Here is a 26,181-nt window from a genome sequence, read left to right on the forward strand (position 1 = left end):
GATGATCCAACGCGTCCGTCGGGGCGCAGTGGCGGGCGCGGTCGCGCTTGCCGCAATGACCGCCTTTGCCTCGCCCGCGCATGCCTGGTGGGGTGCCGAGCATGCCTATCGCACGCGGATCAACCTGAACACGAGCGCGGCGGGCGTGACCGGCGAGGTAGCGCGAGCACCGGTGCTGGTGCGGCTGCATCAGGGCAATTTCAACTTCGCCGACGCGAAACCCGACGGTTCGGACCTGCGCTTCGTTGCAGGCGATGATCGCACCCCGCTCAAATTCCATGTCGAGAGCTGGAACGCCCAGGCGCAGCAGGCGCTGGTGTGGGTCGACGTCCAGAACCTTCAGCCGGGTCAGGCCGCCGCGATCTATGCCTATTACGGTAACAAGCAGGCCGCCGCAGCGCAGGACGCCGCCGGCAGCTTCGGCCCCGATTACACGCTGGTCTATCACTTCGAGGGCAGCGGCCCGGCGAAGGACGTGACATCGAACGGCGTTCAGGGCGGCGGCGCGGCGACCCGCAATGCAAGCGGCCTGATCGGCAACAGCCTGGTGTTCGACGGCACGACACCGCTGAGCATCCCAGCCGCGGCATTCGGCGCCGGTCCGCTGTCGGTAAGCTTCTGGGTCAAGCCCGGTTCGGACGGCACGCTGTTCACGCTGCCCGGCGCGGTTAGCCTGATCGCGCAGGGCGGCCAGATCTTCATCGACCAGGGCGGTACCCGTTCGGCGGGCGCGGCGCTCGCCGGCGGTAGCTGGGCGAATGTCGCGCTGGTCAACGACGGCAAGAAGACGCATGTGTTCGTTAACGGTCAGCCCGCTGGCGAAGTGGAAGGTGCACTGGGCGCCGCGACCGGCGATGCGCTGATCGGTCGGGGCTTTGCCGGCGAGATCGACGAGTTCCGCGTCGCCAAGGCGGCGCTGCCGCAGTCGATGTTCCAGCTTGCCTCGGCGAGCGAAGGGCAGGGTGCGCGGCTGCTGACCTTCGACACCGCCGAGCAGGTCGAGACCGGCGGCGGCCACGGCTATTTCGGTATCCTGTTCAAGGCGCTGACCTGGGACGCCTGGGCGGTGATCGCGATCCTCGCGGTAATGCTGGTGCTGGCCCTGTGGGTGATGCTGTCCAAGCATATGCTGTTCACGCGGATCGAACGCGCGAACGACGACTTCCTCGAGGCCTATCGCAATCAGGCCAAGCGGTCGGGCGACCATACCGGCCTGCCCTCGTTCGACCCCGGCGTGGGCGCGGTCCATTCGACGCTGGGCGATCTCTATCAGGTCGGCCGCCGCGAGCTTTCCGAGCGGCTCCAGGAGGGCCGTTCCACCGGCAGCCGCTTCGCAATCCGCGCGCAGTCGATCGCCGCGATCCGTTCCGCGCTCGACGCGGAACAGGTGATCCAGGGCCAGAAGCTGCACGACCGGATGGGGCTGCTGACCAACTCGATCTCGGGCGGTCCGTTCATCGGTCTTGCCGGGACCGTCCTGGGCGTGATGATCACCTTCGCCAGCGTCGCCGCTGCCGGTGAGGTCAACATCAACGCGATCGCCCCGGGTATCGCCGCCGCGCTGCTGGCGACCGTCGCGGGCCTCGTCGTCGCGATCCCGGCGATGTTCGGCTACAACAGCCTGCTCGTCCGGTCGAAGAAGATCACGGCGCGCAACCAGATCTTCGCCGACGAGCTGGAAAAGCGCATCGCCGAAACGTGGCAGGACGTTCCTGCCGCGCAGGCCGCCTGAGCGGGGGTCTGAGCGATGGCGATCCAGATCGGCGACGAGGACAAGCCGTACAACGAGATCAACGTCACGCCGATGATCGACGTGATGCTCGTGCTCCTCATCATCTTCATCCTGCTCACCACCGCGGCGGTGCAGGGCATCAAGGTCGACCTTCCCAGCGCTTCGTCCGCGAAGCCGTTGGAGGCGCAGAAGTCGCGCGTGATCGCGGTGGCCGACGACGGCACCATCTCGATCGACGCGATCCCGGTCTCGCTTTCCGAACTGGAGCGCGAACTGCGAACCTCGATCGCCTCGACACCGGACCTGGCGGTGATCCTGCGCGGCGACCGGGCGGTGCAGTATGACAAGGTGATGCAGGTGCTCGACCTGTGTTCCAAGGTCGGCGTGCCGAGCCTCGGCATGGCCTCCACCCGCCCGCCCGGCGGAGGCAAATGATGACGGCCCTGGCTCTGCCCGGGGGTCCGGGCGGGGGGCGTCGCAAGCGCTCCCCGGTCACGCTGGGCCGCATCGCTCTTGTCGGCGGGATCGCGCTCGCCGGGTTCGTGATCTGGAGCTTGTTCAGCGCCCAGATCGTCACCGAGCGGCCCAACGAGAACAAGACGACGCAGGTGATCTTGCCGCCGCCTCCACCGCCGCCGCCTCCGCCGCCGCAGGAAAAGGAGATCGTACCGCCCGAACCGACGATCGCGCCGCCGCTCGACCAGCCGGTCGAGGCACCGACGCCGCCGACTCCCGATGCGCCGAGCCAGTCCGACCCGGCGCCTGGCGACAACGCGTTGACCGCGCGGGAAGGGGCCGGCCCGTCCAACTACGGCCTTGCGGCCGGGGATGGCGGCGGGATGCGGATCGGCGGCCGACCGGGCGGTAGCGGGGGGGGCAACGCCTTCGCGGCTTACGGCCAGATGGCGGTCGGTGACATCCGCCGCGCCGCCCAGGCCGATCGCGAGCTGAACCGCGGCCGCTACCGCATCGAGGAGATCGAGATCGCGGTCGACGCCAACGGACGGATCAGCCGCGTGCGGGTGCTGCGCGGCGGCGACGAGCGCCGCAACGCACGCATCGCCCAATTGCTGACCGGATTCCAACTGTCACAGCGACCGCCGGCCGGAATGCCCAGCCTGCGCGTCGCCCTGAGTGGGAGCTGAGCGCCCTGCGCTCAAACCCGCCAACACCATTGCTCCAAGGGGAATGATCCCATGTTTCGTGCTCAATTTCGTCACTTGAAGTCTTCGCTGCTCGCCTGCGCGGCCGGCGCTTCGCTCCTCGCCTCGCCGACGCTCGCGCAACAGGTGGATGCCAACAAGCTGCTCGAGATCATGGTCAAGAAGGGCCTGGTCACGCGCGAAGAGGCAGATGCGATGATCGCCGAGGCGACGACCAGCACGTCAGCTCAGCCCGCCCAGCCGCCGGTTCCGGCGGGCGGTGTTTCCGCCGACGGCACCCAGACCATCCCCTATGTGCCGCAGGTAGTGCGCGACCAGATCGTGCAGCAGGTCCGCACCGAAATGACCGCCAAGGCGGAGGCCGAAGGTTGGGCGAAGCCGGGCGAGGTCGCCGAATGGACCAAGCGCATCACCCTGTTCGGGGATATCCGCGCACGCGCCGACGGGATGCTGTTCGGCGAGGGCAATTCGCAGGATCTGGTCAACTGGCGCGCGATCAACGCCGGCGCCGGGCTGCAGGTCAATCAGGGCGCGCCCGGCTTTGTCCGCCCGCCCTATCTGAACACGGTCGAGAATCGCTGGGCGATGCGGCTGCGCGCGCGGCTCGGTATCAAGGTACGGATCGACGATTGGGTGGGGGCGGAGGTTCGTCTTGCTACTGGTAACGACACTGGTCCCGTTTCGACCAACCAGACGCTCGGGCAGAATGGCGAGTTCGGCAAATATGCGCTGTGGCTTGACCGTGCGAACCTGACCCTGACGCCGGTAAACGACGTCAAGGTCAGCATCGGCAGGTTCGGCAACCCCTTCTGGTCGAGCGCGATGCAGTTCGACGAGGACCTGAATTTCGACGGCGTCGCGATCTCCGGCGAAGCGAAATTCGGCGACACCGTGAGCGTATTCGGCACCGCCGGCTTCTTCCCGCTGTTCAACACCGCATTCAACTTCGGATCGAGTGGCGTGGGCACCATCTTCGGTGGTGCCTATCCGAGCCAGGATCGCTATCTGGCGGCCGGGCAGATCGGCCTCGACTTCCGATCGGGCGACCGCTTCCGCGCGCGGATCGCCGGCGGTTACTACCGGTTCGAGAACGTGCAGGGACAGCTCTCGGCGCCGTGCAACTTTGATCAGGACGCCTGCAGCACCGACGCGATGCGGCCGGCGTTCCAGCAGTTCGGCAACACCAACAAGCCGCTGCGACACGTCATCCCCAACCCCGCGGTCGCACCGGGTGCCAGCCCCGAGGTCCAGTATTTCGGGCTTGCCTCCAAGTTCCACGTCGTCGGCGCGCGCGGCGAGATCGAATATGGGCTGAACGATCGTGTCACGGCGCGGGTTACCGGCGATTACATCCAGAATCTGGGGTTCGACCGCGCGAAGATCGCGCCGCTCGCGCTCAACAATTTCGCGCCGGTGATCGGCACGACCGGCGGCAACTATGACGGCGGCGACAAGGGCTGGCAGGCACAGCTCGCCGTCGGCAACCTGAGCGAGGACATCCGCGCCGGCGACTGGAGCCTGCTAGCCGGTTACCGCCATGTCGAATCCGATGCGACGCTCGACGCGATCGCGGACAGCGATTTTGGTCTTGGCGGCACCAACATGAAGGGCTGGTTCGCGGGCGCCACCTATGGCTTCGCGAAGAACACCGCGTTGAGCGTGCGTTGGCTCTCGGCCGACGAGATCGCCGGGCCGCCGCTCTCGGTCGATCACCTGATGATCGATCTGACTACGCGGTTCTGATCGCCATGGCGCCGCTCGCTCATTCCAGCGCAGGGCAGGGGGACGGCAGCTCCCCCGGCTCGCGGCCCGTACCGGCGGCCCTTTGTGCCGGTGCGCGCGGCCGGACGGACCCGCCTCGAGCCCCTTCGGGGCGGGTCCGGACGGCCGGAGCGGCGCTCATGATGCTGGGCCTTGCAGCGCTCCCGCTACCGGCGGGGGCAACGCAGCGCGAGGTGCCGGAGCCGGAAGCGTCGCCGCCGTCGCCGCCGGTAGCGCCCTGTGTCATCGTCGAGGTCGGCGGCACGCGATCGGGCGATCTGGAATGCGCCGCGCGGCAAGCGGCGCGGGCGGCAAAGATCGCCCGTGCGCAGGCCGACGCGATCCGCACCCTTTCAGCCGTTCGCGCCGGTTCGCCGGACATACGCGTCGGCGTGACCAGCCTGTCGGGCACGCGGCTGCGCATGGGAAGCAACCTCGGCGTTTCGGCGCGGCCGGCGCGTCCGGCCGCAGCTCCGGTCACTCCGATGGGCCGCCAGCCATGATTCCATCCTTCGCGATGCGCAGTGCCGATCGCCTGCCGCGTCCTGTTCCTTCTGCTTTCGACGCCACCGCTTGCCGGCCGGCGCGCACCCTGGAGTCCGCACGATGATCCGCACCGACCGCTCGTTCCGCAACCGTCTGCTCCTTGGCGCCTCGCTCGGCAGCCTGGTGCTGGCCGGTACCTCGCTCGCCCAGAATTTCGGCGGCCGCGGCACGACCGCAAACCCGGCGACCGCAGCCGCGCAGGCAGCGCAGAACGCCGCGAGCCGCGACGCCGCGGCGCGCGCGGCGGCGCAGCGCACCCGCGCGACGCTGGAGAATGCGACACGGGTTCGCGCTCAGATGGATGCTGCACAGGCGGCGGCGCGCGCGGCCGCCCTTGCGGCGCAGTCCGCGGTGCCCAACGGCCTTGGCGATGGCGGGCTCAAGGTCGCCAACGGCATTGCGCTCGATCCCAAGCTGTGGGTCGGCGCCGAAGGCCCGGTGCAAAGCCAGGGCTCCAACGGGCGGACCGCGGTGAGCGTCAACCAGACGCAGGACAAGGCGATCCTAAACTGGGATTCGTTCAATGTCGGGCGCGAGACCGACCTGACGTTCAACCATCACGGCAACAGCAACTGGGTGACGCTCAACCGCGTCGTCGGCAACAGCGCCGATCCGTCGCAGATCCTGGGCACGATCAAGGCCGACGGTTCGGTCTATGTCCTCAACCAGAATGGGGTGATCTTCGGCGGCGCGAGCCAGGTCAACGCGCGCAACATCGTCGCCGCGGCCGCGACGATGACCGACCAGCATTTCCGCGACTATGGCATCTATGCCCGCATCACCCAGAACTCGCCTTCCGCGCCGCCCAGCGCGGTGGTCGAGAGCTTCACCGCGGCCAAGGGTGAAGTGAAGGTCGAGGCAGGCGCGCGGATCGTCACGACCGCACCCAAATCCGTGGTCGAGGGGGGCGGCTTCGTCATGCTGCTGGGCAGCAAGGTCGAGAATGCCGGATCGATTCGTACCGATCGCGGCCAGACCCTGCTCGCGGCGGGCGACAGCTTCCTGATCCGGCCGGGCTACGGCACCGACGCCAACCAGCGATCGACCACGCGCGGCAACGAGGTGCAGGTCACGGTCGGCGCCGACAGCACCGCCGGCCGTGCGATCAACAGCGGCGTGATCGAAGCGCGGCAGGGCGATATCACGATCGCGGGCGAGCATGTCGTGCAGGGCGGCGTCGCAGTGGCGACGACCAACGTCCATGCCCGCGGCACGGTCCACCTGTTGACCAACGTCGCGAGCAACAAGAGCGACACCAGCGTCACGCTGACCGGGAACAGCCTGACGCTGATCCTGCCCGAACTCGACAGCAAGGATACCGCCACCAACGCGCAGCGCGACGCGCTCGCCAACCCGCCGCAGACGACGTTGAGCTGGAACCTCAACAATCAGGGCGACGGCAATCTCGGCCTGACGATGGCCGACCGCCTCGACCGTTCGCGCGTCGAGATCATGACCGGCGGCACCGCCAGCTTCGAGGCGGGGTCGCAGACGATCGCGCAAGGCGGGCAGATCGCGGTGATGGCGCGGACCAAGGCGTTCGTCGGCGAAGGCGCGGTGCTCGACGTGTCGGGCGTGCGCGGCGTGGCGATGGACATGGAGTCCAACACGCTCAAGGTGAATGTCCAGCCCTATGAGATGCGCGATTCCGCGGCCAACCGCGAGGTCGAGGGGCTCAAGCATAATGACGTGTGGATCGATATCCGCGACCTGATCCTGCTTCCGAGCGGCACCGGCGGGCACAATGGCGATCGCTATTACACGCCGGGTGGCCTGCTCGAGGTCGGCGGGCATCTGAGCAACGTCGCGCATTCGATCGGCGAATGGGCGTCGGTTGGCGGGAGCATCGCGTTCCAGAGCGGCGTCGGCGCGACCAATGTCCGCCCGCCCGACAGCGGCCAGCTGGTGATCCAGAAGGGCGCGATCCTCGACATTTCGGGCGGCAGCCTCGACTATGCGGCCGGCACCGTCCGCTCGACCCTGTTCATGGGCTCGGACGGCAAGCTCTATGCCTCGGGCCAGGCCCCGGCCGGGGTCAAGATGATGTCGATCGGCGCTGCGTTCATGCGCCGTCACGAACGCTGGGGCGAAGGCTATACCGAGCTCTTCACGACGCCGTTCTCGCGCACCCAGACGGCGCGATGGGAGGATGGCTATACCGTCGGCCGCGACGCCGGTACGATCTCGCTGTCGATGCCGACGGTATTGATGGAGGGGACGATCCGCGCCGATGTGGTCGTGGGCGACCGCCAGACGCAGATCCGCCCCGACCTGCCGATCGCCGTCGATCCGCAGGGCACGCTCAACGGCACCAACGCGAACCGGATCGACGGGTACAAGCTGCCGCAGAACGTGACCCCGCTGGCCGGCGGTCTCTATGTCGGCAACCGGCTCGAGGCACACGTGCCCAATTCCGGCTTCCAGCCGTTCAGCTCGAACGTGACGATCAGCAACGGCACCGATGTCACGTCGGGGATGAATGCCGGTACCGCGCTGACCCCCGATCTGGTCAACAACGTCCAGCTTTCGGCCGAATCGATCAATCAGGCGGGCCTCGGCGCGCTGCGGGTCAGCGGCAAGAGCCTGCTGATCGATGCGGACCTGGCCGTCGCCCATGGCGGCAGCATCGCATTGCGCGCCGAGAATACCAAGATCGCGGGCGACCTTACCGCGCGCAGCGGCACCATCTCGATCGAGGGCGTGATCGCCAATTGCAGCACCGTCTGCGACATCATCCCGACCCCGATCGATGTGGCGCAGGGCGTGAAGATCGATGCCACCGGCCTTTGGGTCAACCTCAAGGCCGGCGGGGATCGCCGGGACCTGGCGTTCATCAAGGGCGGCGACGTCTTCATCAGCAGCAGCCAAGGATCGGCGCGTCTGGGCAAGAACAGCCTGATCGACGTGTCCGCGGGCGGGGCCATCCTCGAGCAGGGCGAGACCCTGGGCGCGCGCGGTGGCGACGTCGTGATCTCGGCGAGCAACACGCCGCGGCCGATCGCCAACGAACTGGTCCTCGACGGCGAGATCCGCTCCTACGGCTCGGGCGATTTTGCGGGCGGCACGCTGATCATCAACAATGGTGGGCGGCCGGTGACGATCGGCGCGCAGGTATTCGCGGGCGGAAACCTGCTGGTCGCCGGACAGCCGTTGCCGATGGACATGCAGCTCAGCGAGGATCTGCTGCTCAAGGCGGGGATGAGCCTGCCGTTCGAATATTCCTATCAGGTCACCAAGCTGCTGACCGGCGACATCGCGGACGACAGCCTGTTCCTCGATTTCACCGATAGGACGCTGCTCGCCGACTGGGTCGTTCCCGACACCGGCGAGGCCTATGACGCCGATTTCAACTGGTACGGGCCCGGGCAGACGCTGCCCGCGGGGACCTATCTCGCGCTGGCCTATATGTCGGTCGCCAAGGGGCAGGCGATTCCTGATCTGAGCGCGATCTATGGCGGGAACGAGGTTCCGCTTCCGACACCGATCACCCGTTTCATCCCCGCGGGTACCCCGCTCGCCAACGACCTGACGCTCGCGGCGGGGACCACGCTCAAGCGTGGCTGGACCTTCGAGGCCGATCTCAAGGTCGCGACACCGCTGCACCTCGAAGCGGATTTCTTCCAGAAGGGCTTCACTAACTACACCGTTCGCGCCGGCGGCGATTTGTGGGTGGGCGACAATACCAAGCTCGACGTGATGGCGCCGGTGCGCCGGATCACCGGCGACAGCCACAAGGTGGCGAGCGGCGCCGCGCTCGACGACGCGATGGAGCTGTGGACCGCGCCGATGATGCGTGAGGATGCGGCGAACGGCCGCTTCATCCAGCGCCAGGGCGCGAGCCTGACTCTGGCAGCATCGGGCCTGGGCGATGGCGATGGGCGCGACGGCTATGGCAACCGGCTAACCGATCGCCAGCTGTTCGGCCAGCTCCGCGTGGGCAAGGGCGCGGTGCTGCGCGTCGATGACGGCCAGTCGATCAAGCTGACAGCGGCCGAATCGATCCTGTTCCAGGGCAAGGCCGAGGCGCGCGGCGGCAGCGTCGAGCTCACCTCGACTCTGTTCGAGAATATGAGCCGCGACGTTCCGTCCAACACGCCGATCCGCTACGATCCGACGCGCGCGCTGTGGATCGATTCCGGCGCGATGATCGACGTTTCGGGCCGGGCCTTCACCGCGGTCGATGCACGGGGGCTGCGCTATGCCAGCGTCTCGGCGGGCGGATCGATCCATATCGGCGGCGAGCCCCAGCAGCCCTTCGGCTCGACGCTGACTACCCCGCGCCAGATGACCGCCGCCTATGTCGTGGTGCGCGAGGGGGCGGTGCTCGACGCCTCGGGCGCGAGTGCGGAGATCGACTATCTGAGCTCGGGCCTGCCGGCGCAGCGCAACGGCCTGCTGCTCGCGACCGATGGCGGCAGGCTGGCGTTCGACTCGCAGTTCGGCATCTTCCTCGACGGAGACCTGCGCGCCAGGGCGGGCGGCGCGGGCGCGCTGGGTGGCGAGCTGTCGATCCGGCTGACGACCCCGCTGGTGTCCGACCGCGGCATTGGCACCGGCCGCGAAGTACCCGATTTCATGCGCCAGCTGCGCAAGGTGATCGTCGATACGAGCTACTCGCCGGTCCTGTCCGACGCGATCGAGTTCGGCGGCTGCGTCACCGGGTGCTGGACGCCGGGGCAGACCGTCGCTCAGGCTAACGCCGCGAACGAGGGGGTCGCCGATCTGGTCGGCCAGGCGCGGATCGGCGCCGATCGCGTCAAGGCGGGGGGCTTCGACAGCCTGTCGCTGGCGAGCGACGACGTCGTGCTGTTCAACGGCGACGTCTCGCTGAACCTCGGCCGCAACCTGACGCTGTTCGGATCGATCGCGAACCTCGATCCCGACGGCCATATCAAGCTGTCGGCCGCCTATGTGAACTTCGCGGGCGGCGGGACGATGTGGGGGAATACCCTCGTCGCGCAGAATCAAGGCCAGCTCGCGCTGCAGACCCGACCCGTGGCCGGCAATGGCAGCGTCACCATCACCGGCGGCCTGATCGACATGGCGGGCATCCGTTTCGGCGTGAACGGCTCGATCGGGCTGATCGGCGGCGGGCAGCGCGACTATGATTATGCGGCGTCGAAGGACATCAGCATCGTCAGCCGCAGCGACATCCGCCTGACCGGCGGCGAGGTGCGGTCGATGAGCAACATCTCGCTCACCGCCGCGCAGATCTATCCGACGACGGGGGCCGTCGCGGCAATCTATGCCGGCGTCTATTCCTACCGCCTGCCCGGCAACACCGCGATCTACAACACGATGATGCAGGGCGGCACGGTCAGCTTCCACACGCTGGCCGGAAGCAAGCCCGCGGCCCCGCTGTCGGTCTATGGCCAGCTCACCGTCGGTGCGGATATCATCAACCAGGGTGGCGTGCTGGTCGCGCCGCTAGGCTCGATCACGCTGGGCGTCGGCGGCGATGACTATGTGCCGGGCCCCGAGATGGCGATGCCGGGGCAGATCGGCTGGTCGGGGCAGTATGTCACGACCAGCGAAGTCAACCTGCTTCCGGGCAGCCTCACCTCGGTCAGCGGCGCCGGGCTCACTATCCCCTATGGCGGCACGACCGACGGCCTCAGCTGGATGCTGAATGGGGTCAAGCTCGGCGATACGACCGCCCGGCAGGGCGTGACCGTGGTCGGCTCGCTCCGGGCCGATGCGGGCGCGGTGCTCGATCTGTCGGGTGGCGGCATACCGACCGGCGCCGGCTTCACGCCGGGCCGCGGTGGATCGGTCGACATCCTCAAGACCGCACTCGCCAACGTGAACCCCGCCTATGCCGGGTTCAGCCACGCCGACAACAAGGTCTATGCGATCGTCCCCGACTATCAGGGATCGGCTGCGCCGCGCGCGATCGACGGCCATGCGCAGCCCGAATTCGGGCAGCAGATCATCGTGCCGGAGGGCGTGCCTGGGCTGAAGGCTGGCACCTATATGCTGCTGCCCGCCGAGTTCGCGCTGATGAAGGGCGCGTACCGCGTCGAGATGGGGCGGGCGACGGCGCCCGGTGCCGGGCAGCTCAGCAAGCTCCCCGACGGATCGCTTGCGCTGGGTGTCCATACCGGCGTCGCCAACCTTGCCACCCGTTCGGCGCAGGCGGTCGACATCATCCTGACCCCGGCGGATGTGGTGCGCACCCATTCGCAATATGTCGAGACGAGCTTCGAGAAGTTCCTGACCGACCTGCCCGATCGTGCGCTGTTCAACCGCCCGCCGCCGGTGCTGCCGCGTGACGGCAAGCAGTTCACGCTGGCGCTGCCCGCGGTTGCGGATATCGGCGACCGCCCGCTCTTCTCGTTCAAGGGCACCGGCAAGTTCGCCGCGGCCGAAGGCGGGATCGGCGGGTCGCTGTCGGTGACCCCGGGCAACTACCGCTCGGCCGGTGCGATGCCGCTCGAAATCCTGGCGGACGGCATGACCGCAAGCAAGGGCGCAGCGGGCCTCTACGCATCCGATCTGAACGCGGTTGGCGCCACCCTGATGATCATCGGCGGCGAGGTCCAGCGTCAGGTCTATGGCAACTCGACGATCACGGCCCAGCTGAGGATCCGCGCGGGCAGCGACCTCTACGCGCATACCGGTTTCAACGGGATCACGGTGCGCGAAGGCGCGACGCTGTCGGGCGCGCAGATCATGCTGGTCTCCGACGGCCGTTCGGACATCACCGTCGAAGCGGGTGCGACGCTCTCCACGATCGGCAAGGGCAAGCCCGCGTTCGACATGGCGAGCGGCTACCAGATCGTCAGCAACCAGGTGGCAATGCTCGCAGTCTCCAACGGCCTGCTGGAGCTTCAGGCGCCGTCGGGCGCCGGCACCACCGGCGTGATCACCGTCGAAGACGGCGCAGCGCTCTATTCGGAAGGCACGCTTGCGTTCGCGAGCATCGGCCAGGTCAGCCTGGGCGAGCAGGTGCGCTATGGTGCGCGCTATCTCTCGCTATCGACCGGCAGCGTGAACATCGGCACCAGCCAGTCGCTCGCTGCGGCGGGCGAGGCCGGCATCCTGCCCAGCGGCATCCTGCTCAACCAGAGCGTACTCGAACGGTTGATGCGCGGCGACGGCAGCACCGGCGCGCCCGCGCTGGAGCGGCTGATCCTCACCGCGAATGACTCGGTCAACTTCTACGGCACCGTGAATCTCGATACGCGCGGCAGCACGGGGACTTCGGCGCTTCAGCTCGTGCTCAACACGCCGGCGCTCTACGGCCATGGCAGTGCGAACGACACCGCGACGGTCAGCGCCGCGACCCTGGTGTGGAACGGCATCTACGGGACGAGCGGCCCAAGCTGGTCGCCGGTCGTCGTCGAAGCCAATCCGGGCGCGCCGATTGCGGGCGGGCCGGGCACCGGCCACGGCACGCTCAACCTCGTCGCCGACCGGATCGTGCTCGGCTATCAGGACAAGCTTTCGGGCATTTCTTCGCTCAACATGAACCGGCTCGCGCTCGGCTTCTCGACGGTCAATCTCACCGCATCGCAACGGATCGAGACCAATGATCGCGGGACGATCTCGGTCTATGAATCGCAGGCAGTCTCCGGCAAGCCCGGTATCGGCGGCGCGCTCAACATCACCACGCCGTTGTTGACCGGCAAGGGCGGGTCGAATGTCGGCTTCGTCGCGGGCGGGGCGATCAAGCTTGCCGCGCCGCAGGGCTGGACGGCCCCGGCCAAGCGGCCCGAGGTTCCGATGGGCGGGGAGATCGGCTTCACCGGCAGCACGGTCGCGGTCGACACGCTTGTGGCGCTGCCGAGCGGCCGCCTCAAGCTGACCGCGCGCGCCGGCGACGTGACGCTGGGTGATCGCGCCAGGATCGACATGGCGGGGATGGCGTCGAAATTCTTCGACGAGACCCGCTACAGCTGGGGCGGCGACGTCGAGCTGGAAAGTGCGACCGGCGATGTGCTGGTGGCGAAGGGCGCGGTGATCGACCTCAGCGCCGACTATAATCATGCCGGATTGCTCAAGGTTACCGCGCTCAACGGTACGGCAGCGCTCGACGGCACGATCCAGGGCGAGGCGCGCAATGGCGGGCAGGGACCGAACCCCGAGCTGCGTGCCGGCGGCGTCGACATCCGTGCCGGCCAGATCGCCGGGTTCGCGGCGCTAAATGCGCGGCTGAACGAGGGCGGAGTCACCCATTCGCGCAGCTTCCTGACCCGGACCGGCGACCTCGTGATTGGCGACGAGGTGAAGGCGCGCAATGTGAGCATCACCGCCGACGGCGGCAGCCTGACCGTCACCGGCCGTATCGATGCGAGCGGCGCCAAGCCGGGGTCGATCCGCCTGTCGGCGAAGAACGACCTCACCCTGACCGGCAGCGCGGTGCTCGACGCGCGCGGCACGGTGCTGCAGGTCGATGCCTATGGCGCGCCGGTCGAGGCATCGAACCGCGCGACGGTCGAGCTGACCAGCGCCGGGGGCACGCTGGCGCTCCAGCAGGGGGCGACCATCGACCTCGCTTCGCCCGACGGTGTCCGCCGCGGGCGGATCGAGCTCAACGCGCGCCGCATCGGCGGCGACGACGTCGCGATCGCCGCGGCAGGAGCGCTCAACATCCGCGGCGCCGCCAGCCTTTCGGTCAACGCCTTCCGAAGCTATCAGCCCGCGGGCGGGATCATCGATCAGGCGCTGCTCGACGGCATCCATCAGGACAGCGACGCGTTCATCAACGCCGCGATCGGCAATGGTGCGCTGCTCGGCCGGATCGCGGGGCTGCGCGCGCTGGGCGATGTCTTCCATCTGCGCCCCGGCGTCGAGCTGGTCAGCGCACCCGGCGGCGATCTGCGCGTATCCGGGGACCTCAACCTTGCCGGGCACCGCTACGCCAGCCTCAATGCCAAGACCCAGCGGGCGGCCAACTATGCCGACCCGTTCGGCGACGGCTATGGCTCGGGCGAGGCCGGTGCGCTGCTGATCCGCGCGGCGGGCGATCTCGACATCAACGGATCGATCACCGACGGCTTCGGCATGCCCGCGCGCACCCCGGACGACAATGGCTGGGTGCTCTACCCGGGCAGCCAGGGCGCGACCGAAGCCTGGGTTCAGGACTATCGCCTGCCGACGGTCGCGACGCTGGGTAACGGAACGCGGTTCCCGGGCGCGGTGGCGCTGGGCTACGATCTGCCGGTCAACGGCTTCACGGCGGAGTCGAACATGTTGCTCGGCGCCGAGACGCGCCTGGCTTCGGCCTTCACCTTCGGCCGTGAATGGGTGGCACGCGCGGACATCAGGCTGCCCGACGGCAGCGTGATCGCGCGCGGCGCGATCATCGCCGCCGATACCCAATTGCCCGCCGGTACGGTTCTGGGTGAGGGCAGCGCGATGCCCGGGGCGGTCAGCCTGCGCGCAATGACCTGGCCCAAGGGGGTCAAGCTGCCCGCGTCGGTCACCCTGTCGTCGATGATCACGCTTGCCGCGGGCGACGTCATTCCGCGCGACGTGACCTTGCTGTCGTCCGCGGTCACCGGGCTGCTCGCCGCGCCGGTCACGCTGCCGTCCGCGATGGAGCTGCTCGGCAGCGCCACGGGCACCGCGACCATATTCCCGGGCGGGCCGAACTCGAGCTTCGTCCTCGGTTTCGGCATCGTCGTGCGGCACGGCACGCAGATCCGCCGGGGCGTGGCGATCCCGTTCGGCTTCGAGACCACCACTCAGGTTCCGCAGACCGGATGGACCGCCACCGCGCCGATCTGGGCTAGCAAGGCCGAGTTCGAAGCCGGTGCTGCGCCGATCATCCAGACTGGCGCGGTCGTGACCGCGCGCCTGCCGCAGGGAAGCTGGTTCGGCGCCGGTTCGACGATGCCGGCCAACTATTGGGTCACGACGACCAAGGTGCCCGCGGGCACCCCGCTCAACGTGTTCAACGTCGCGAACGTCTATCTCGCCCAGCCGCTCACCTTGCCCGCAGGCACGGTGCTGGGCGCCGGGGTCGACGTCCAGATCGCCGGAACGCCGCGCGAGCAGATGCGGCCGGTGCAGGCCGACGGCACGCAGGGCCGCATCTGGGCAACCGCGCCGATGCTCAAACAGGGTTCGGAATCCTGGTCGATGCGCTTCGTCGCGGGCGCGGATATCGGGTCTGCGGACGGCCGCGCGCTGCGTGCCGCCACCGACCTTGCCACATCGGGCCAGACGGGCGACCTCAACCTGTCGGATCGCCACTATCTCAACCCGCGGCTGACCACGGCGGACGGCTTCACCCCCGACTGGCTGACCCGGATGCGCGCGGTGCAGGCGTTCAGCGTCGTGCGCACCGGCACCGGTTCGCTCGATCTGCTCGCGGGCGGCTCCTACCGGCAATATTCGCTGTTCGGCGTCTATACCGCGGGCACCCCGTCGGACATGATCGGCGGCACAACGCCGGACGGCTACAATGTCTACGACCAGCCGCGCGCGATCCTGTCGGGCGGGCAGGGTCTCGCCAACCCGTGGATCGGCGCCGGGTTCGACGGCTATGCCGACAGCATCCGCGACTATCGGGCCTGGTATCCCGAGCATGGCGGCGACCTGACCCTTGCGGTGCAGGGTGAGCTGATCGGCTACCAGACCGGGCGCGATTTCGCCTATCTGCGGCCGGGCAGCGGATCGATCGCCAACTGGCTGTGGCGCCAGGGCAGCTATGGCGTCGCCGAAGGTAGCGGTGCTCAGCTCGGCCAGGATACCCCCACCGCATGGTGGATCCATTTCGGCGGCTACATCCCCAACAATGCGTCGAGCTACAACGACTCGATCATCAGCCATAACGCACCGCTGCTGGTCGGCTTCACGGGGATCGGCACCCTGGGCGGCGGCAATCTGACCGTTTCGGCGGGCGGCGATGCCGGTACGCTGACCGATTTCAGCACGCCGCTCGGCGACACCGCAAGCGGCGGCTCGTTGCGGGCGCGGGTGGCGAGCACGGGGCTCGACTTCGCGGTCGCGGGGACGGGCCGGGTGACGGAGGTGACCCGCGTCGCGGGTTTCGTCACCGGCGGCGAAGTCGTGCAGACCGGCGGCGGCGACATGACGATCCGCATCGGCGGCGCGCTCAATCCGATGACCCCGGGGCAGATCTCCGACACCGACTTGGGCGGCACGCTGACCAATTTGCGCGGCGATATCGACGTCACCGCGCGCTCGATCGGCTGGATCACACTTGCCCCGGGCGACACGAAGGTTACCCTCGCCACGCGCGGTAAGCTCATCTTGTCGGGCGTCGCCGACCCCGGCTCGGTCGTCCAGATGACCGAGGCGGGTACCAGCCTGGGCATGATCGATGCCGCCGGCGTCTGGTCGCGGACCGACGGGCTGTTCGCGCGCAGCAGCTTCACGCTGTGGCAGGACGATACTGCGATCCACCTCTATTCGGCCGGTGGGACAATCACGCCGGTGACGCTGGCGACGTCGAACGCGGCGCGGCGCGACCTGCGCTACTGGTATCCGGCGATCCTCACCGCCACCGCACCGGGCGGCAATATCGACTGGAGCGGCGCCTTTTGCGGCAATGACTGCAACACGGGCATCCCGGCGCTGGTCCTCTCGCCCTCGCCCAAGGGGCAGGTCGAGTTCCTTGCGGGCCACACCATCACCGGCATGGCGCAGTTCTCGCAGGAAGGAGTCGGCGACTATGTGACGAGCATGCCGGTCGCGATGTCCGGCATGTCGAACAGCCGGGACCTGCTGCCCAACATCTTCCGCCCGGTCTGGGGCGGCATGGCGCAGCGGACCCCGGACGCTCCGGTTCCGACGGTCACCGGCAACGGCTCGGTCGGCAGCGCCGTCGCGTTCCAGTCCGAAACCGCGAGCGGCCGCCTGATCGAAGGCCGCAAGAAGCCGGCGCTGTTCTATGCGGTCGAAGGCGACGTGCGCGAATTCTCGTTCGGCATGACCAACTGGAGCCTGCTGAGCCCGATCTATATCAGCTCGGGATCGGCGACGATCCGCGCCGGCCGCGACATCGTCAATCTGGGTTCGCCGCTGGCGCTCGGGTGCGGGATTTCGGGTCCGGTGGACTGCCGCGGCGTGGGGCAGATCTATGGCGGCCCGTTCCTTACCTCCGGTCTGGTGGTCCATAACGATCCGCGCGACATCACCCTGATTTCGGCCGGGCGCGACGTGGTCTTCGCCAACATGACGGTCGCCGGGCCCGGCAACCTGATCGTCGAGGCCGGGCGCCACGTCTATCAGGGCGACAATGGCCGGTTGAGCAGCATGGGGCCGTTGTTCGGCCTGACCCCGGAAACCCGAAATGGCGGCGCGGCGATCACCGTGCTGACCGGGGTGGGCGCGGGCGGTCCGAACTATGACGCGTTCGCCAAACTCTACCTAGACCCGGCCAATCGCGCGAACGCCGAATATCCACTCGCGCACCCGGAGAATGAGGGCAAGGTCGCCAAGACCTATGACGCGGAACTGCGCCAGTGGCTCAAGGCCCGGTTCGGCTATGAGGCGGCCGACGCGAAGGGTGCGCTCGACTATTTCAACAGCGAGCTGACCGATGTCGAACGCGGCATCTTCGTCCGCCAGGTTTATTATGACGAGCTGAAGGCGGGCGGGCGCGAGTATAACGATGCCGAGGGCCCGCGCTTCGCGAGCTATCTGCGCGGCCGCAATGCGATCGCGGTGCTGTTCCCGGAGAAGGATGCCAGCGGCAAGGCGATCTCCTATGCCGGCGACCTCACCATGTTCGGCGGGTCGGGCGTGCGGACGCTGTTCGGCGGCAATGTCGAATTGCTCGTCGCGGGCGGTCAGACGCTGGTCGGCGTGGGCAGCATCGCGCCGCCCTCGACGGCGGGCGTGCTCAGCATGGGCTCGGGCGATATCGACATCTATTCGCGCCGGTCGGTGCTGCTCGGCCAGAGCCGTGTATTCACCACCTTTGGCGGCGATCTGCTGATCTGGTCGGCTGAGGGCGACATCAACGCCGGCCGCGGATCGAAGAGCACCGCGGTGTTCCAGCCGCCGCGGCGCATCTACGACCGCTACGGCATCGTTACGCTCTCGCCGCCGACGCAGAACACCGGCGCGGGCATCGCCACGCTGGCGCCGATCCCGGAGATTCCGGCGGGCGACGTCGATCTGATCGCGCCGGTCGGCGTGATCGATGCGGGCGAGGCGGGCATCCGTGTGTCGGGCAACGTTAACCTAGCCGCGCTTCAGGTGCTCAACGCCGCGAACATCAAGGTCGAGGGCGAGGCGCGCGGCATCCCGTTGCCACCGGTGGTCAACACCAGCGCGCTGACCGCCGCTTCGTCGGCCAGCAGCGCGGTGGTCGCCGAAGCGGTCAAGGCCGCAGAGCGCGCCCGGCCGCCGGCACGCGCCGACCTGCCGGTGATCGTCACCGTCCGCCTGCTCGGCTTCGGTGCCGAGCCCTGAGACGCGAATCCACTGGAGAATTGAACACCATGTCCGAAGATCAGACCCCCGCCGAAGCGGCGGGGCCGGTGCCCTTGTTCTACACGGCGCCCGAGCCGCTTTCCGCCGTCGCGCACGGGGCGTGGCGGCTGGGCGAGGGGGACTTCGCCTTTGCGGCAGAGACCCCGTTCGTCCCGGTCGTCACCGGCGAGATCGCGCAAGCGATGCACAGCTATCCGATCGTCTTCTCCGCCGGCGACGCGCACCCGATCGCCGTGATGGGCGTCGAGCGCGAGAATCTGTTCGTCACCGGCGGCGCGTGGGCGGCCGATGCCTATGTTCCCGCCTATGTCCGGCGCTATCCGTTCGGCTTCATCCCCACGATCAACCCCGAAGGGTTCGCGCTGGCGATCGACGTCGCCGCCGGGCGGGTGCGCAAGGATGGCGGCGAGGGCGTCGCGCTGTTCGATGGTGCCGAGCCTTCGGAGCTGACCCGGCAGGCGCTCGCCTTTTGCGATGCGTTCCAGGCTCAGGCGGCGGCGACGCGTGCCTTTGCCGATGCGCTGGTTGCGGCCGAACTGCTGGTCGATCGGCGTGCCGACGTGCAATTGCCCGATGGCCGCGCATTGGGGCTCGACGGCTTCCGGATCGCCGACATCGAGAAGCTCTCGCAGCTGCCGGACGAAATGGTTATCGAATGGCATCGCAACGGGTGGCTCGCGCTTGTCCATTATCACCTCGCCTCGCTCGACCGGTTTCCGGCGCTGCTGGCGCGGCGTGCGGGACGCCCGGCTGTCGTGGAAACGTCACAAGCGCGGGGTGAGGGCCACACCACGCATTCGGAAGAAGGTTGAATTCATGATCCTGCGTTCTCTCATCGCTCTCCCTCTCAGTGCTGCCCTGGTCGCTCCTGCGCTCGCGCAGACCGCGGCCCCGGCACCGCAGCAGCCGCTCGGCGGGCCGCTGGTTCCCGGCGTCTGTCTGCTCTCGCGCGAGGCGATCTATGCCAATGCCGCCGTGGGCAAGGCCGCGACGGTGCGTCTGCAGGAACTCGCTCGCGTGGCGCAGACTGCAATCAACGACGAACGCACCCCGCTCGAGGCGGAAGCCAAGGCGCTGGAAGGCCAGCCCGACAACCCGCAGAACAAGCAGCGCCGCACAGCGCTTGCGGCGCGCTGGCAGGCGCTGCAGGGCAAGGCTGCGCATGACAGCCGCGAGATCGAGGCGACGCGCGTCAAGGTGCTCGCGCAGATCGCCAGCGATGCCCAGCCGGTGATCGCTCAGGTCTATGGCCAGAAGAAGTGCGGGCTGCTGTTCGACCGCAACGTCGCGCTTGGCGGCAATTTCGGCAACGATCTGACAGCCGATGTCGTGAAGGCGCTCGACGCCAAGGTGCAGACGATCACCTTCGAGCGCGAGCGGCTGCCGCAGGCGGCCGCACCCGCTGCTCCAGCCGCGCGCTGAGCCGATGAAACAGGAAACCCGCCGCGTGCTGGCCGCGCGTGTCGCCAGCATCGCGGCGGGTTTCGCCGCGATGCTGGGTGGGGCGAATGCGCAGAGCATCGCCCCATCGGCAGCGCCGGTTGAATGGGTTCGCTATGCCGAGGCTTCGACCCACACGGTTTCCGGCTGGCTCCAGGAGGATGGCGAGAAACCGGCGCGGCTACGGGCCTATTTCAACCAGCGGCGGGCGGTGGACGGCGCGCCGGCCGAAATCGAGATCAGCCTGTGGCTGAAGCCCGACGGCAGCGTCGAGCGCTTGCGCTTTGCGCCGCTTGCTGACGCTCAGGCCAATGCAGACCTGCATGACGCGCTGATCGGCCGCAACCTTGGCTCACCGCCCAAGGCGATGCTGTTGCCGATGCGTATTGCAGTGAAGATCGAGCCTGGGGTGGAGGCTGGCGCGACGGCCGAGTGAGCCGGGCGACGCCGGATCAGAGGGCGGAGTCCGCTTCGGGCGCTTCCATCTCCACCAGCATCTGGCCGAAGGCGCTTGCCGCCGGGGACGTCGCGCCGCCGGTGCGGATCAGCACGAAGTCCGCGCTGGGCAGCGCGGGAAGGCCATAGTCGCCGTCGAGCAGGCGCAGGCCGGGCTCGACGTCGCTGCGCATCAGCACCGCGACCGCGAGACCCGACCGTACCGCCGCGCGAAGACCCTGTTCGCTGGGCGAGGTAAAGGCGATGTGCCAGTCGATCGGCGTCGCCTCCAGCGCGGCCACCCCCACCAGCCGGTTGATGCAATTTGGCGGGTGGAAGGCGAGCGGGAGCGATGCGCCGGCGGGCAGCAGGAAATTGTCCGCTGCGACCCAGGCGAACTCCGCGCGCCGCAACGGAACGCCGCCATTCTCGCCCCCGGCGGTCGAGAGCACGACGGCAAGATCGAGATCTCCGGCCGCGATCATGGTGCTGAGATCGAGATAGGTGCTGACATGCACATCGAGCCGTACCGCCGGAAAGGCGCGTGAGAACCGGCAGAGCAGCGCGGGCAGCCGCTCGCCCATGAACGCTTCGGGAGCCCCGAACCGCACGACGCCCGTCACCGGGGAAGGGCGGAAGCGCTGTGCAAGCGCGTCGAGCCCGGCGAGGATCTGCCGGGCGTGCAGCAGGAAGTCCTCGCCATCGTCGGTCAGGATCAGGCGGCGCGTCGTGCGGCGGATCAGCGCCCTGCCGACCTGTTCCTCAAGCCGCCGGATTTGATGGCTGACTGCCGGCTGGGTGAGGTTGAGCCGCCGCGCGGCACGGGTGAACCCGCCTGTTTCGCTGACCGCCACGAAGGCGCGCAGAAGTACGGGGTCGAGGTCCATGGCATCAGATTAATTATCGATGATAATGAATACCAGAAAATAAAATCATTTCCGTCATCGTTGTCCCTTTCCCAGATAGCGCACCACCCGGGCAGACGCGCCCGCACATGCGAAAGGTGCCACCCATGTCCCGCCATCCAGCCAGCAAGAACATGCTGGCCCTGCTTGCAACCTGCCTCGGCGCGCTGATGTTCGGGCTGGAGATCACCAGCGTGCCGGTGATCCTGCCCAATCTGGAACGGGCCCTTCATGGCGACTTTCAGGGCCTTCAATGGGTCATGAACGCCTATACGCTCGCCTGCACCACGGTGCTGATGGCGACCGGAACGCTTGCGGACCGCTTCGGCCGCAAGCGTGTCTTCATGATCAGTGTCGCGGCCTTTGGCGCCACCTCCGTGCTTTGCGGCCTTGCTGATAGTATGGCGCTGCTGATCGCCGGGCGGTTCCTTCAGGGGCTGGCGGGCGGGGCGATGCTGATCTGCTCGATCGCGCTCCTCTCGCACCAGTTCCAAGATGCGCGCGACCGCAGCCGCGCCTTCGCGGCCTGGGGGGTGGTGTCGGGCATCGGCCTTGGCTTCGGCCCGCTCGTCGGGAGCGCGATCATTGCGCTGACCGGCTGGGAATGGATCTTTCTCGTCCATGCCCCGATCGCGGTCCTGACGCTGGCCATCGCCGCGAGCGCCATCACCGAATCCCGCGATCCTGAGGCGAAGCGCCTTGACGTCGCCGGGATCGCGACGCTGTCGCTGGCGGTGTTCGGGCTCGTCTATGTCATCACCCAGGGTGCTGCACTGGGTCTGACCGCCTCTGTCGCGATCGCGGCCGCCACAATATTCTGCTTCGTCGTCTTCCTGGTTGCGGAACGGCGGCAGGCGCATCCGATGTTCGACTTCTCCGTGTTCCGGAATCGCAGTTTCTCCGGCGCGATCCTGGGCTGCATCGCGATGAACACCAGCTACTGGCCGTTCATGATCTATCTGCCGATCTACCTTCAGAGCGGTCTTGGATATGATCCGTTCAGCGCCGGATTGTGCCTGCTCGCTTATACGTTGCCAGCGTTGGTGTTTCCGCCTTTGGGGGAGCGCATGTCCCTCCGTTATGGGGCCGGCGTCGTCATCCCGTTGGGTCTCGCCACCATCGGACTTGGCTTCATGGCGATGAAGCTCGGCAGCATGGCGGCGCAACCGGGCTGGCTGACGATGCTCCCGGGCCTGTTGCTGGCCGGGATCGGGATCGGCATCACCAACACGCCGGTGACCAACACCACTACCGCATCCGTATCCCCGAGCCGGGCCGGGATGGCGTCCGGCATCGACATGAGCGCGCGGCTGGTCACATTGGCGGTCAACATCGCGGTGATGGGCATCCTGCTCGTCCATGGAATCGCCGCGGCCTTGCAACGGGCTGCTTCCGGGCCGGTCGCGTTCTCCGAATTGCGGGCGGCTGCAGAGGCCATCGCCGCGGGCAACGGCGAAGCGCTCGCGGCCGATGTGCCCGGTGCTGCGGTCCAGCAGGCCCTGTCCGCCGGCTTCGGTCTCGTCATGACCTATGGAGGTATAGGGGCCTGGATTCTGGCCGGGCTGAGCTTCCTCCTCTTCCGCGCGGGCGCACGCCCGGCCCGGAAGCAATGTGCGGCGTGAATGGCTCCGAAAGCCGTGGCGTCGGCCTGCAGACCACTTGAGGGAAACCCCGGCGAAGCGACGGTTGGCCGCGCTGGCTTCTGCGCTTGCGGGGCAACAGACGGCGTAGGGACCATGGGGGCTTCGCGAAAGGGAGGATGCGAATGGCACTCATGCGGACATTCTCTGATCAGCAAATTGAGTTTGACAATTTTCAAAACAGGACATCAAATGCCTGTGCGGGGCCCTTGGCGTTCAGGCCTTTGGCGGACGTCTGATCGCAATCCGCTGATGCAGTTCGCAGCGCACTGGGGAGGGATGGGGGTTTGCTCCGCTGGACGGCCGGCCTGTCCTGCTCACCCGAACGGCGGCGCCGGCAGACGAGATGCCGTGCGGCGCGGAAAGGAATCGAGGAGTGGAGATGCAAATGGACAGGAGAATTTCCCGGCGCCGGGTTCTTGGCTGCGGTGCTGCGACCCTTGCCACGGCGGCGGGCTTCCCGATGATCAACTTTGGGGAGTATCGACTCCACGCGGCCTCACCCAAGACCTATTCGAAGCGGACGATCGATCTGGTGCGCCGGTCGCTGGTGATCGATATGCTGGCGCCGATCAAGCTCGACTTCCGCCCCGACTATTTCGCGGCGCCGCTGAGCGAGAAGGATGCCGCCGAATTCCGCGCCAGCGGCATCACCGGCTTCCACAACGCCGTCGGTGTCGGCGGAAAGGACGCCCGTGCCAGCGTGCTCGAATGGATGAACGGCTGGCAGGGCTTTGTCGGCCGCAATTCGCACGTCTTCTCGCTGGTCGGCCCTGCCAGCGACCTCGATCGCGCCAAGCGGGAGGGCAAATGCGCGGTGATCATGGGTCTGCAGAACTCGGATCACTTCGACACCGTCGCTGATGTGAAGACCTTCTACCAGCTGGGCCAGCGCTGTTCGCAGCTCACCTATAACAGCCAGAACCGGCTGGGGTCGGGCAGCACCGACCGGGTGGATGGCGGCATCAGCGACTATGGCGCGGCGATCATCAAGGCGATGAACGAGGTCGGCATGCTGGTCGACGTCTCGCACTCGGGCGACAAGACCACGCTCGACGCGATCGACATCTCGACCAAGCCGATCGCGATCACGCACAGCAACTGCCGCGCGCTCAACGATCACCCCCGGCTGAAGCGCGACGAGGCGATCCTGGCGCTGGGCAAGAAGCAGGGTGTGATGGGCATCACCGGCGTGCGCAATTTCGTCAGCGCCAGGGAGCCAACCACGATCGTCGAGATGGTCAATCACATCGACCATGTCGTGAAGCTGATCGGGATCGACCATGTCGGCATCGGATCCGATGCCGATCTCAACGGCTATGACGACATGCCCGCCGATCAGTACAAGATGCTGAAGGGCGGCTACAAGGAAAGCTATGCCTTCCGCGACAAGCTGGACACCGACGGGTTCGACCAGCCGATGAAGATGTACGACCTGACCGAAGAGCTCATCCGCCGCAACTATTCGGACGCCAACATCGCCGCCATTCTCGGCGGCAACTTCCGGCGCCTGCTGGGCGACACCTGGATCTGATCCCAAGCGGGGGAAGGCGGCTCGCCTTCCCCCAAGATGGCGTTCGCGCTGCGCGGTTCAGCGCTTCGCGACCCCGGTGATCGCCTCGCCGGGGAACATCCCTGCCACCAGCTTGCCGTCGCGCACGACGGGCTGGCCGTTGACGAGCACATGGCGGATGCCGGCCGACGCCTGCATCGGCTTCTCGAATGTCGCCACGTCGGCGACGGTGGCGGGATCGAAGATGGTGATGTCCGCGTCGGCGCCCACCTTCACGCGCCCTTTCCGTGCCATTTGCGGCGACACGGCCTCTAGCCGCTGGGCCGGCATCAGCGCCATCTTGCGCAGCGCGGCCATCAGCCCCAGCGTCTTGCGCTCGCGAACATAGCGGCCGAGCACCCGGCCATAGGTGCCGGCGCCGCGCGGATGCTCGCCCGAGGTGACCCACGGCATGCCGTCCGATGCGATCGAGATTTCGGGTTCGGCGATGATCGCATCGACCACGTCTTCCGGGATCATATGGACCACGACGGCGGCGTTGGGCTGCTCTCGGCGATAGCGTTCGAAACTGTCCTTGGTCAGCCGCTCGCCGGTCGCGGGCCATTGCAGATCGCCGAAGCTGATACCCGAACGCTCCTGCCAGCCATCCCGGAAGAATTCCGATCCGATCGATGTGCTGCCCGCGGTGTAGGGATAGGCTTCGGACGTGATGTCGAGCCCGCGCTGGCGCGCGCGCTTCACCATGTCGATCAGGACCGGCGTATCGCGCAGGCCGGTCGAATGGAGGTGGACGATCTGGAGCGGAGCGCCTGTCACCGCGGCATTGGCGATCACTTCCTGTGCCACCGCGATCGGCACGCCGGGGGCAGGATCGAGCGGGCGGCTGCGGACATGGACGAAAACCGGCGCGCGCGTCGCCGCCGCGGCCTTGAAGATGTCGTAGATCTCGCTGCGGCCCGCACCCGGCGTATATTCGATGCCGAGGCCGTAACCCAGTGCGCCGGCCGCGACCTCGCGATCGAGCGCCGCAACGATAGCGCGCTGCTGCTCGGGTGTCGCAGGTGCGGTATAGGCGCGGCGGTCGCGCGACCCGGCGTCCGGATTGATCGCACCATGGCCTGAACACGGCGCGTTGCTGATCACTTCCCGCCGCGCGCACTGGTGCGATGCGGTCGCACCGAAATTGACGAGCGCCTTGCCCGACAGCGCGGCCAGGAAGGGCGCGATCGGCATGGCGCCGCCCTCCGCATCGATCGCGGTCGTGACGCCGTCCAGGACCTGATAATATTCGCCCTTCGGGTTTTGCCCATGGGCGTGGAGATCGACGAAACCGGGCGCGACCACCAGGTTGGCCGCGTCGATGGTGCGGCGCCCCTTGAGCTTCGCGGTGCTGATGGTTGCGATGCTCCGGCCATTGATCCCGACATTGGCGACTTCATCGCGCCCGCTTTCGGGGTCCATCACCCGGCCATTGGCGATCACGATGTCATAGGTCTGCGCGGCGGATTCGCCTCCGGTCTGTGCCTGCAGCGGGTGTGCGACTCCGGTAGCGGCGAGCAGCAACGGGAAGACCGCGAGACGAAGTTTCTGATTCGACATGGAAAACCCTCCTAAGACTCTGGCGCGCGTTGCT

At 67.7% G+C, this 26,181-nt stretch carries 13 protein-coding genes; 11 read left to right on the forward strand and 2 right to left on the reverse strand.

Going from position 1 to position 26,181, the window contains the following annotated elements; genetic code table 11:
- Position 1 precedes the first annotated feature (1 nt).
- The 9 genes from BDW16_RS14775 to BDW16_RS14815 all read left to right on the forward strand — a co-directional run bounded on the left by BDW16_RS14775 (position 2) and on the right by BDW16_RS14815 (position 20,491).
- Positions 2–1,732 (forward strand): DUF2341 domain-containing protein, encoded by a 1,731-nt coding sequence (locus BDW16_RS14775; protein WP_241230474.1) that lies wholly within the window; start codon positions 2–4, stop codon positions 1,730–1,732.
- Between the two features lie 15 nt (positions 1,733–1,747).
- On the forward strand, positions 1,748–2,167 hold the full coding sequence (locus BDW16_RS14780) for an ExbD/TolR family protein (protein ID WP_075152919.1): 420 nt from the start codon (positions 1,748–1,750) through the stop codon (positions 2,165–2,167).
- On the forward strand, positions 2,167–2,877 hold the full coding sequence (locus BDW16_RS14785) for a TonB-dependent receptor (protein WP_241230475.1): 711 nt from the start codon (positions 2,167–2,169) through the stop codon (positions 2,875–2,877). Before BDW16_RS14780 ends, BDW16_RS14785 begins: the two co-directional genes overlap by 1 nt.
- A 75-nt stretch (positions 2,878–2,952) precedes the next feature.
- The gene (locus tag BDW16_RS14790) at positions 2,953–4,638 is read left to right on the forward strand and encodes a putative porin (protein ID WP_241230476.1); all 1,686 of its coding nucleotides are present in this window, start codon (positions 2,953–2,955) and stop codon (positions 4,636–4,638) included.
- Positions 4,639–4,796: 158 nt separating this feature from the next.
- The gene (locus BDW16_RS14795) at positions 4,797–5,159 is read left to right on the forward strand and encodes a hypothetical protein (protein WP_066573117.1); all 363 of its coding nucleotides are present in this window, start codon (positions 4,797–4,799) and stop codon (positions 5,157–5,159) included.
- A gap of 103 nt (positions 5,160–5,262) precedes the next feature.
- A complete protein-coding gene (locus BDW16_RS14800) occupies positions 5,263–18,594 on the forward strand; it encodes a filamentous haemagglutinin family protein (protein WP_066573120.1) in 13,332 nt (4,443 codons plus the stop codon).
- 29 nt (positions 18,595–18,623) lie between these two features.
- A complete protein-coding gene (locus tag BDW16_RS14805) occupies positions 18,624–19,427 on the forward strand; it encodes a SapC family protein (protein ID WP_066573128.1) in 804 nt (267 codons plus the stop codon).
- A gap of 4 nt (positions 19,428–19,431) precedes the next feature.
- A complete protein-coding gene (locus tag BDW16_RS14810; protein ID WP_066573129.1) occupies positions 19,432–20,037 on the forward strand; it encodes an OmpH/Skp family outer membrane protein in 606 nt (201 codons plus the stop codon).
- A 4-nt stretch (positions 20,038–20,041) separates the two neighbouring features.
- The gene (locus tag BDW16_RS14815; protein ID WP_100362779.1) at positions 20,042–20,491 is read left to right on the forward strand and encodes a hypothetical protein; all 450 of its coding nucleotides are present in this window, start codon (positions 20,042–20,044) and stop codon (positions 20,489–20,491) included.
- Positions 20,492–20,507: 16 nt separating this feature from the next.
- On the opposite strand, the gene BDW16_RS14820 is transcribed toward BDW16_RS14815, so the two are convergent.
- Positions 20,508–21,377, reverse strand: a complete 870-nt coding sequence (locus BDW16_RS14820) for a LysR family transcriptional regulator (RefSeq protein WP_066573134.1) — start codon at positions 21,375–21,377, stop codon at positions 20,508–20,510.
- A 125-nt stretch (positions 21,378–21,502) separates the two neighbouring features.
- On the opposite strand from BDW16_RS14820, the gene BDW16_RS14825 reads away from it, so the two are divergent.
- Entirely contained in the window at positions 21,503–23,017 is a 1,515-nt protein-coding gene (locus BDW16_RS14825) for an MFS transporter (protein WP_066573137.1), read from the forward strand.
- A gap of 481 nt (positions 23,018–23,498) precedes the next feature.
- Positions 23,499–24,569, forward strand: a complete 1,071-nt coding sequence (locus BDW16_RS14830; protein WP_241230477.1) for a dipeptidase — start codon at positions 23,499–23,501, stop codon at positions 24,567–24,569.
- 57 nt (positions 24,570–24,626) lie between these two features.
- Here BDW16_RS14830 and BDW16_RS14835 read toward each other — a convergent pair whose 3' ends face one another.
- On the reverse strand, positions 24,627–26,147 hold the full coding sequence (locus BDW16_RS14835; RefSeq protein WP_083954147.1) for an amidohydrolase family protein: 1,521 nt from the start codon (positions 26,145–26,147) through the stop codon (positions 24,627–24,629).
- Positions 26,148–26,181 lie beyond the last annotated feature (34 nt).

Origin of the sequence: Sphingomonas koreensis, assembly GCF_002797435.1 — a bacterium.
Lineage (GTDB): Bacteria > Pseudomonadota > Alphaproteobacteria > Sphingomonadales > Sphingomonadaceae > Sphingomonas > Sphingomonas koreensis.

What these genes read in the sequence shown, in the direction of transcription:
- BDW16_RS14785 (WP_241230475.1), top strand. Translation starts at nt 2,167, where the DNA reads ATGACGGCCCTGGCTCTGCCCGGGGGTCCGGGCGGGGGGCGTCGCAAG.
- BDW16_RS14820 (WP_066573134.1), bottom strand. Translation starts at nt 21,377, where the DNA reads ATGGACCTCGACCCCGTACTTCTGCGCGCCTTCGTGGCGGTCAGCGAA.
- BDW16_RS14775 (WP_241230474.1), top strand. Translation starts at nt 2, where the DNA reads ATGATCCAACGCGTCCGTCGGGGCGCAGTGGCGGGCGCGGTCGCGCTT.
- BDW16_RS14815 (WP_100362779.1), top strand. Translation starts at nt 20,042, where the DNA reads ATGAAACAGGAAACCCGCCGCGTGCTGGCCGCGCGTGTCGCCAGCATC.
- BDW16_RS14825 (WP_066573137.1), top strand. Translation starts at nt 21,503, where the DNA reads ATGTCCCGCCATCCAGCCAGCAAGAACATGCTGGCCCTGCTTGCAACC.
- BDW16_RS14805 (WP_066573128.1), top strand. Translation starts at nt 18,624, where the DNA reads ATGTCCGAAGATCAGACCCCCGCCGAAGCGGCGGGGCCGGTGCCCTTG.
- BDW16_RS14810 (WP_066573129.1), top strand. Translation starts at nt 19,432, where the DNA reads ATGATCCTGCGTTCTCTCATCGCTCTCCCTCTCAGTGCTGCCCTGGTC.
- BDW16_RS14780 (WP_075152919.1), top strand. Translation starts at nt 1,748, where the DNA reads ATGGCGATCCAGATCGGCGACGAGGACAAGCCGTACAACGAGATCAAC.
- BDW16_RS14800 (WP_066573120.1), top strand. Translation starts at nt 5,263, where the DNA reads ATGATCCGCACCGACCGCTCGTTCCGCAACCGTCTGCTCCTTGGCGCC.
- BDW16_RS14835 (WP_083954147.1), bottom strand. Translation starts at nt 26,147, where the DNA reads ATGTCGAATCAGAAACTTCGTCTCGCGGTCTTCCCGTTGCTGCTCGCC.
- BDW16_RS14795 (WP_066573117.1), top strand. Translation starts at nt 4,797, where the DNA reads ATGATGCTGGGCCTTGCAGCGCTCCCGCTACCGGCGGGGGCAACGCAG.
- BDW16_RS14830 (WP_241230477.1), top strand. Translation starts at nt 23,499, where the DNA reads ATGATCAACTTTGGGGAGTATCGACTCCACGCGGCCTCACCCAAGACC.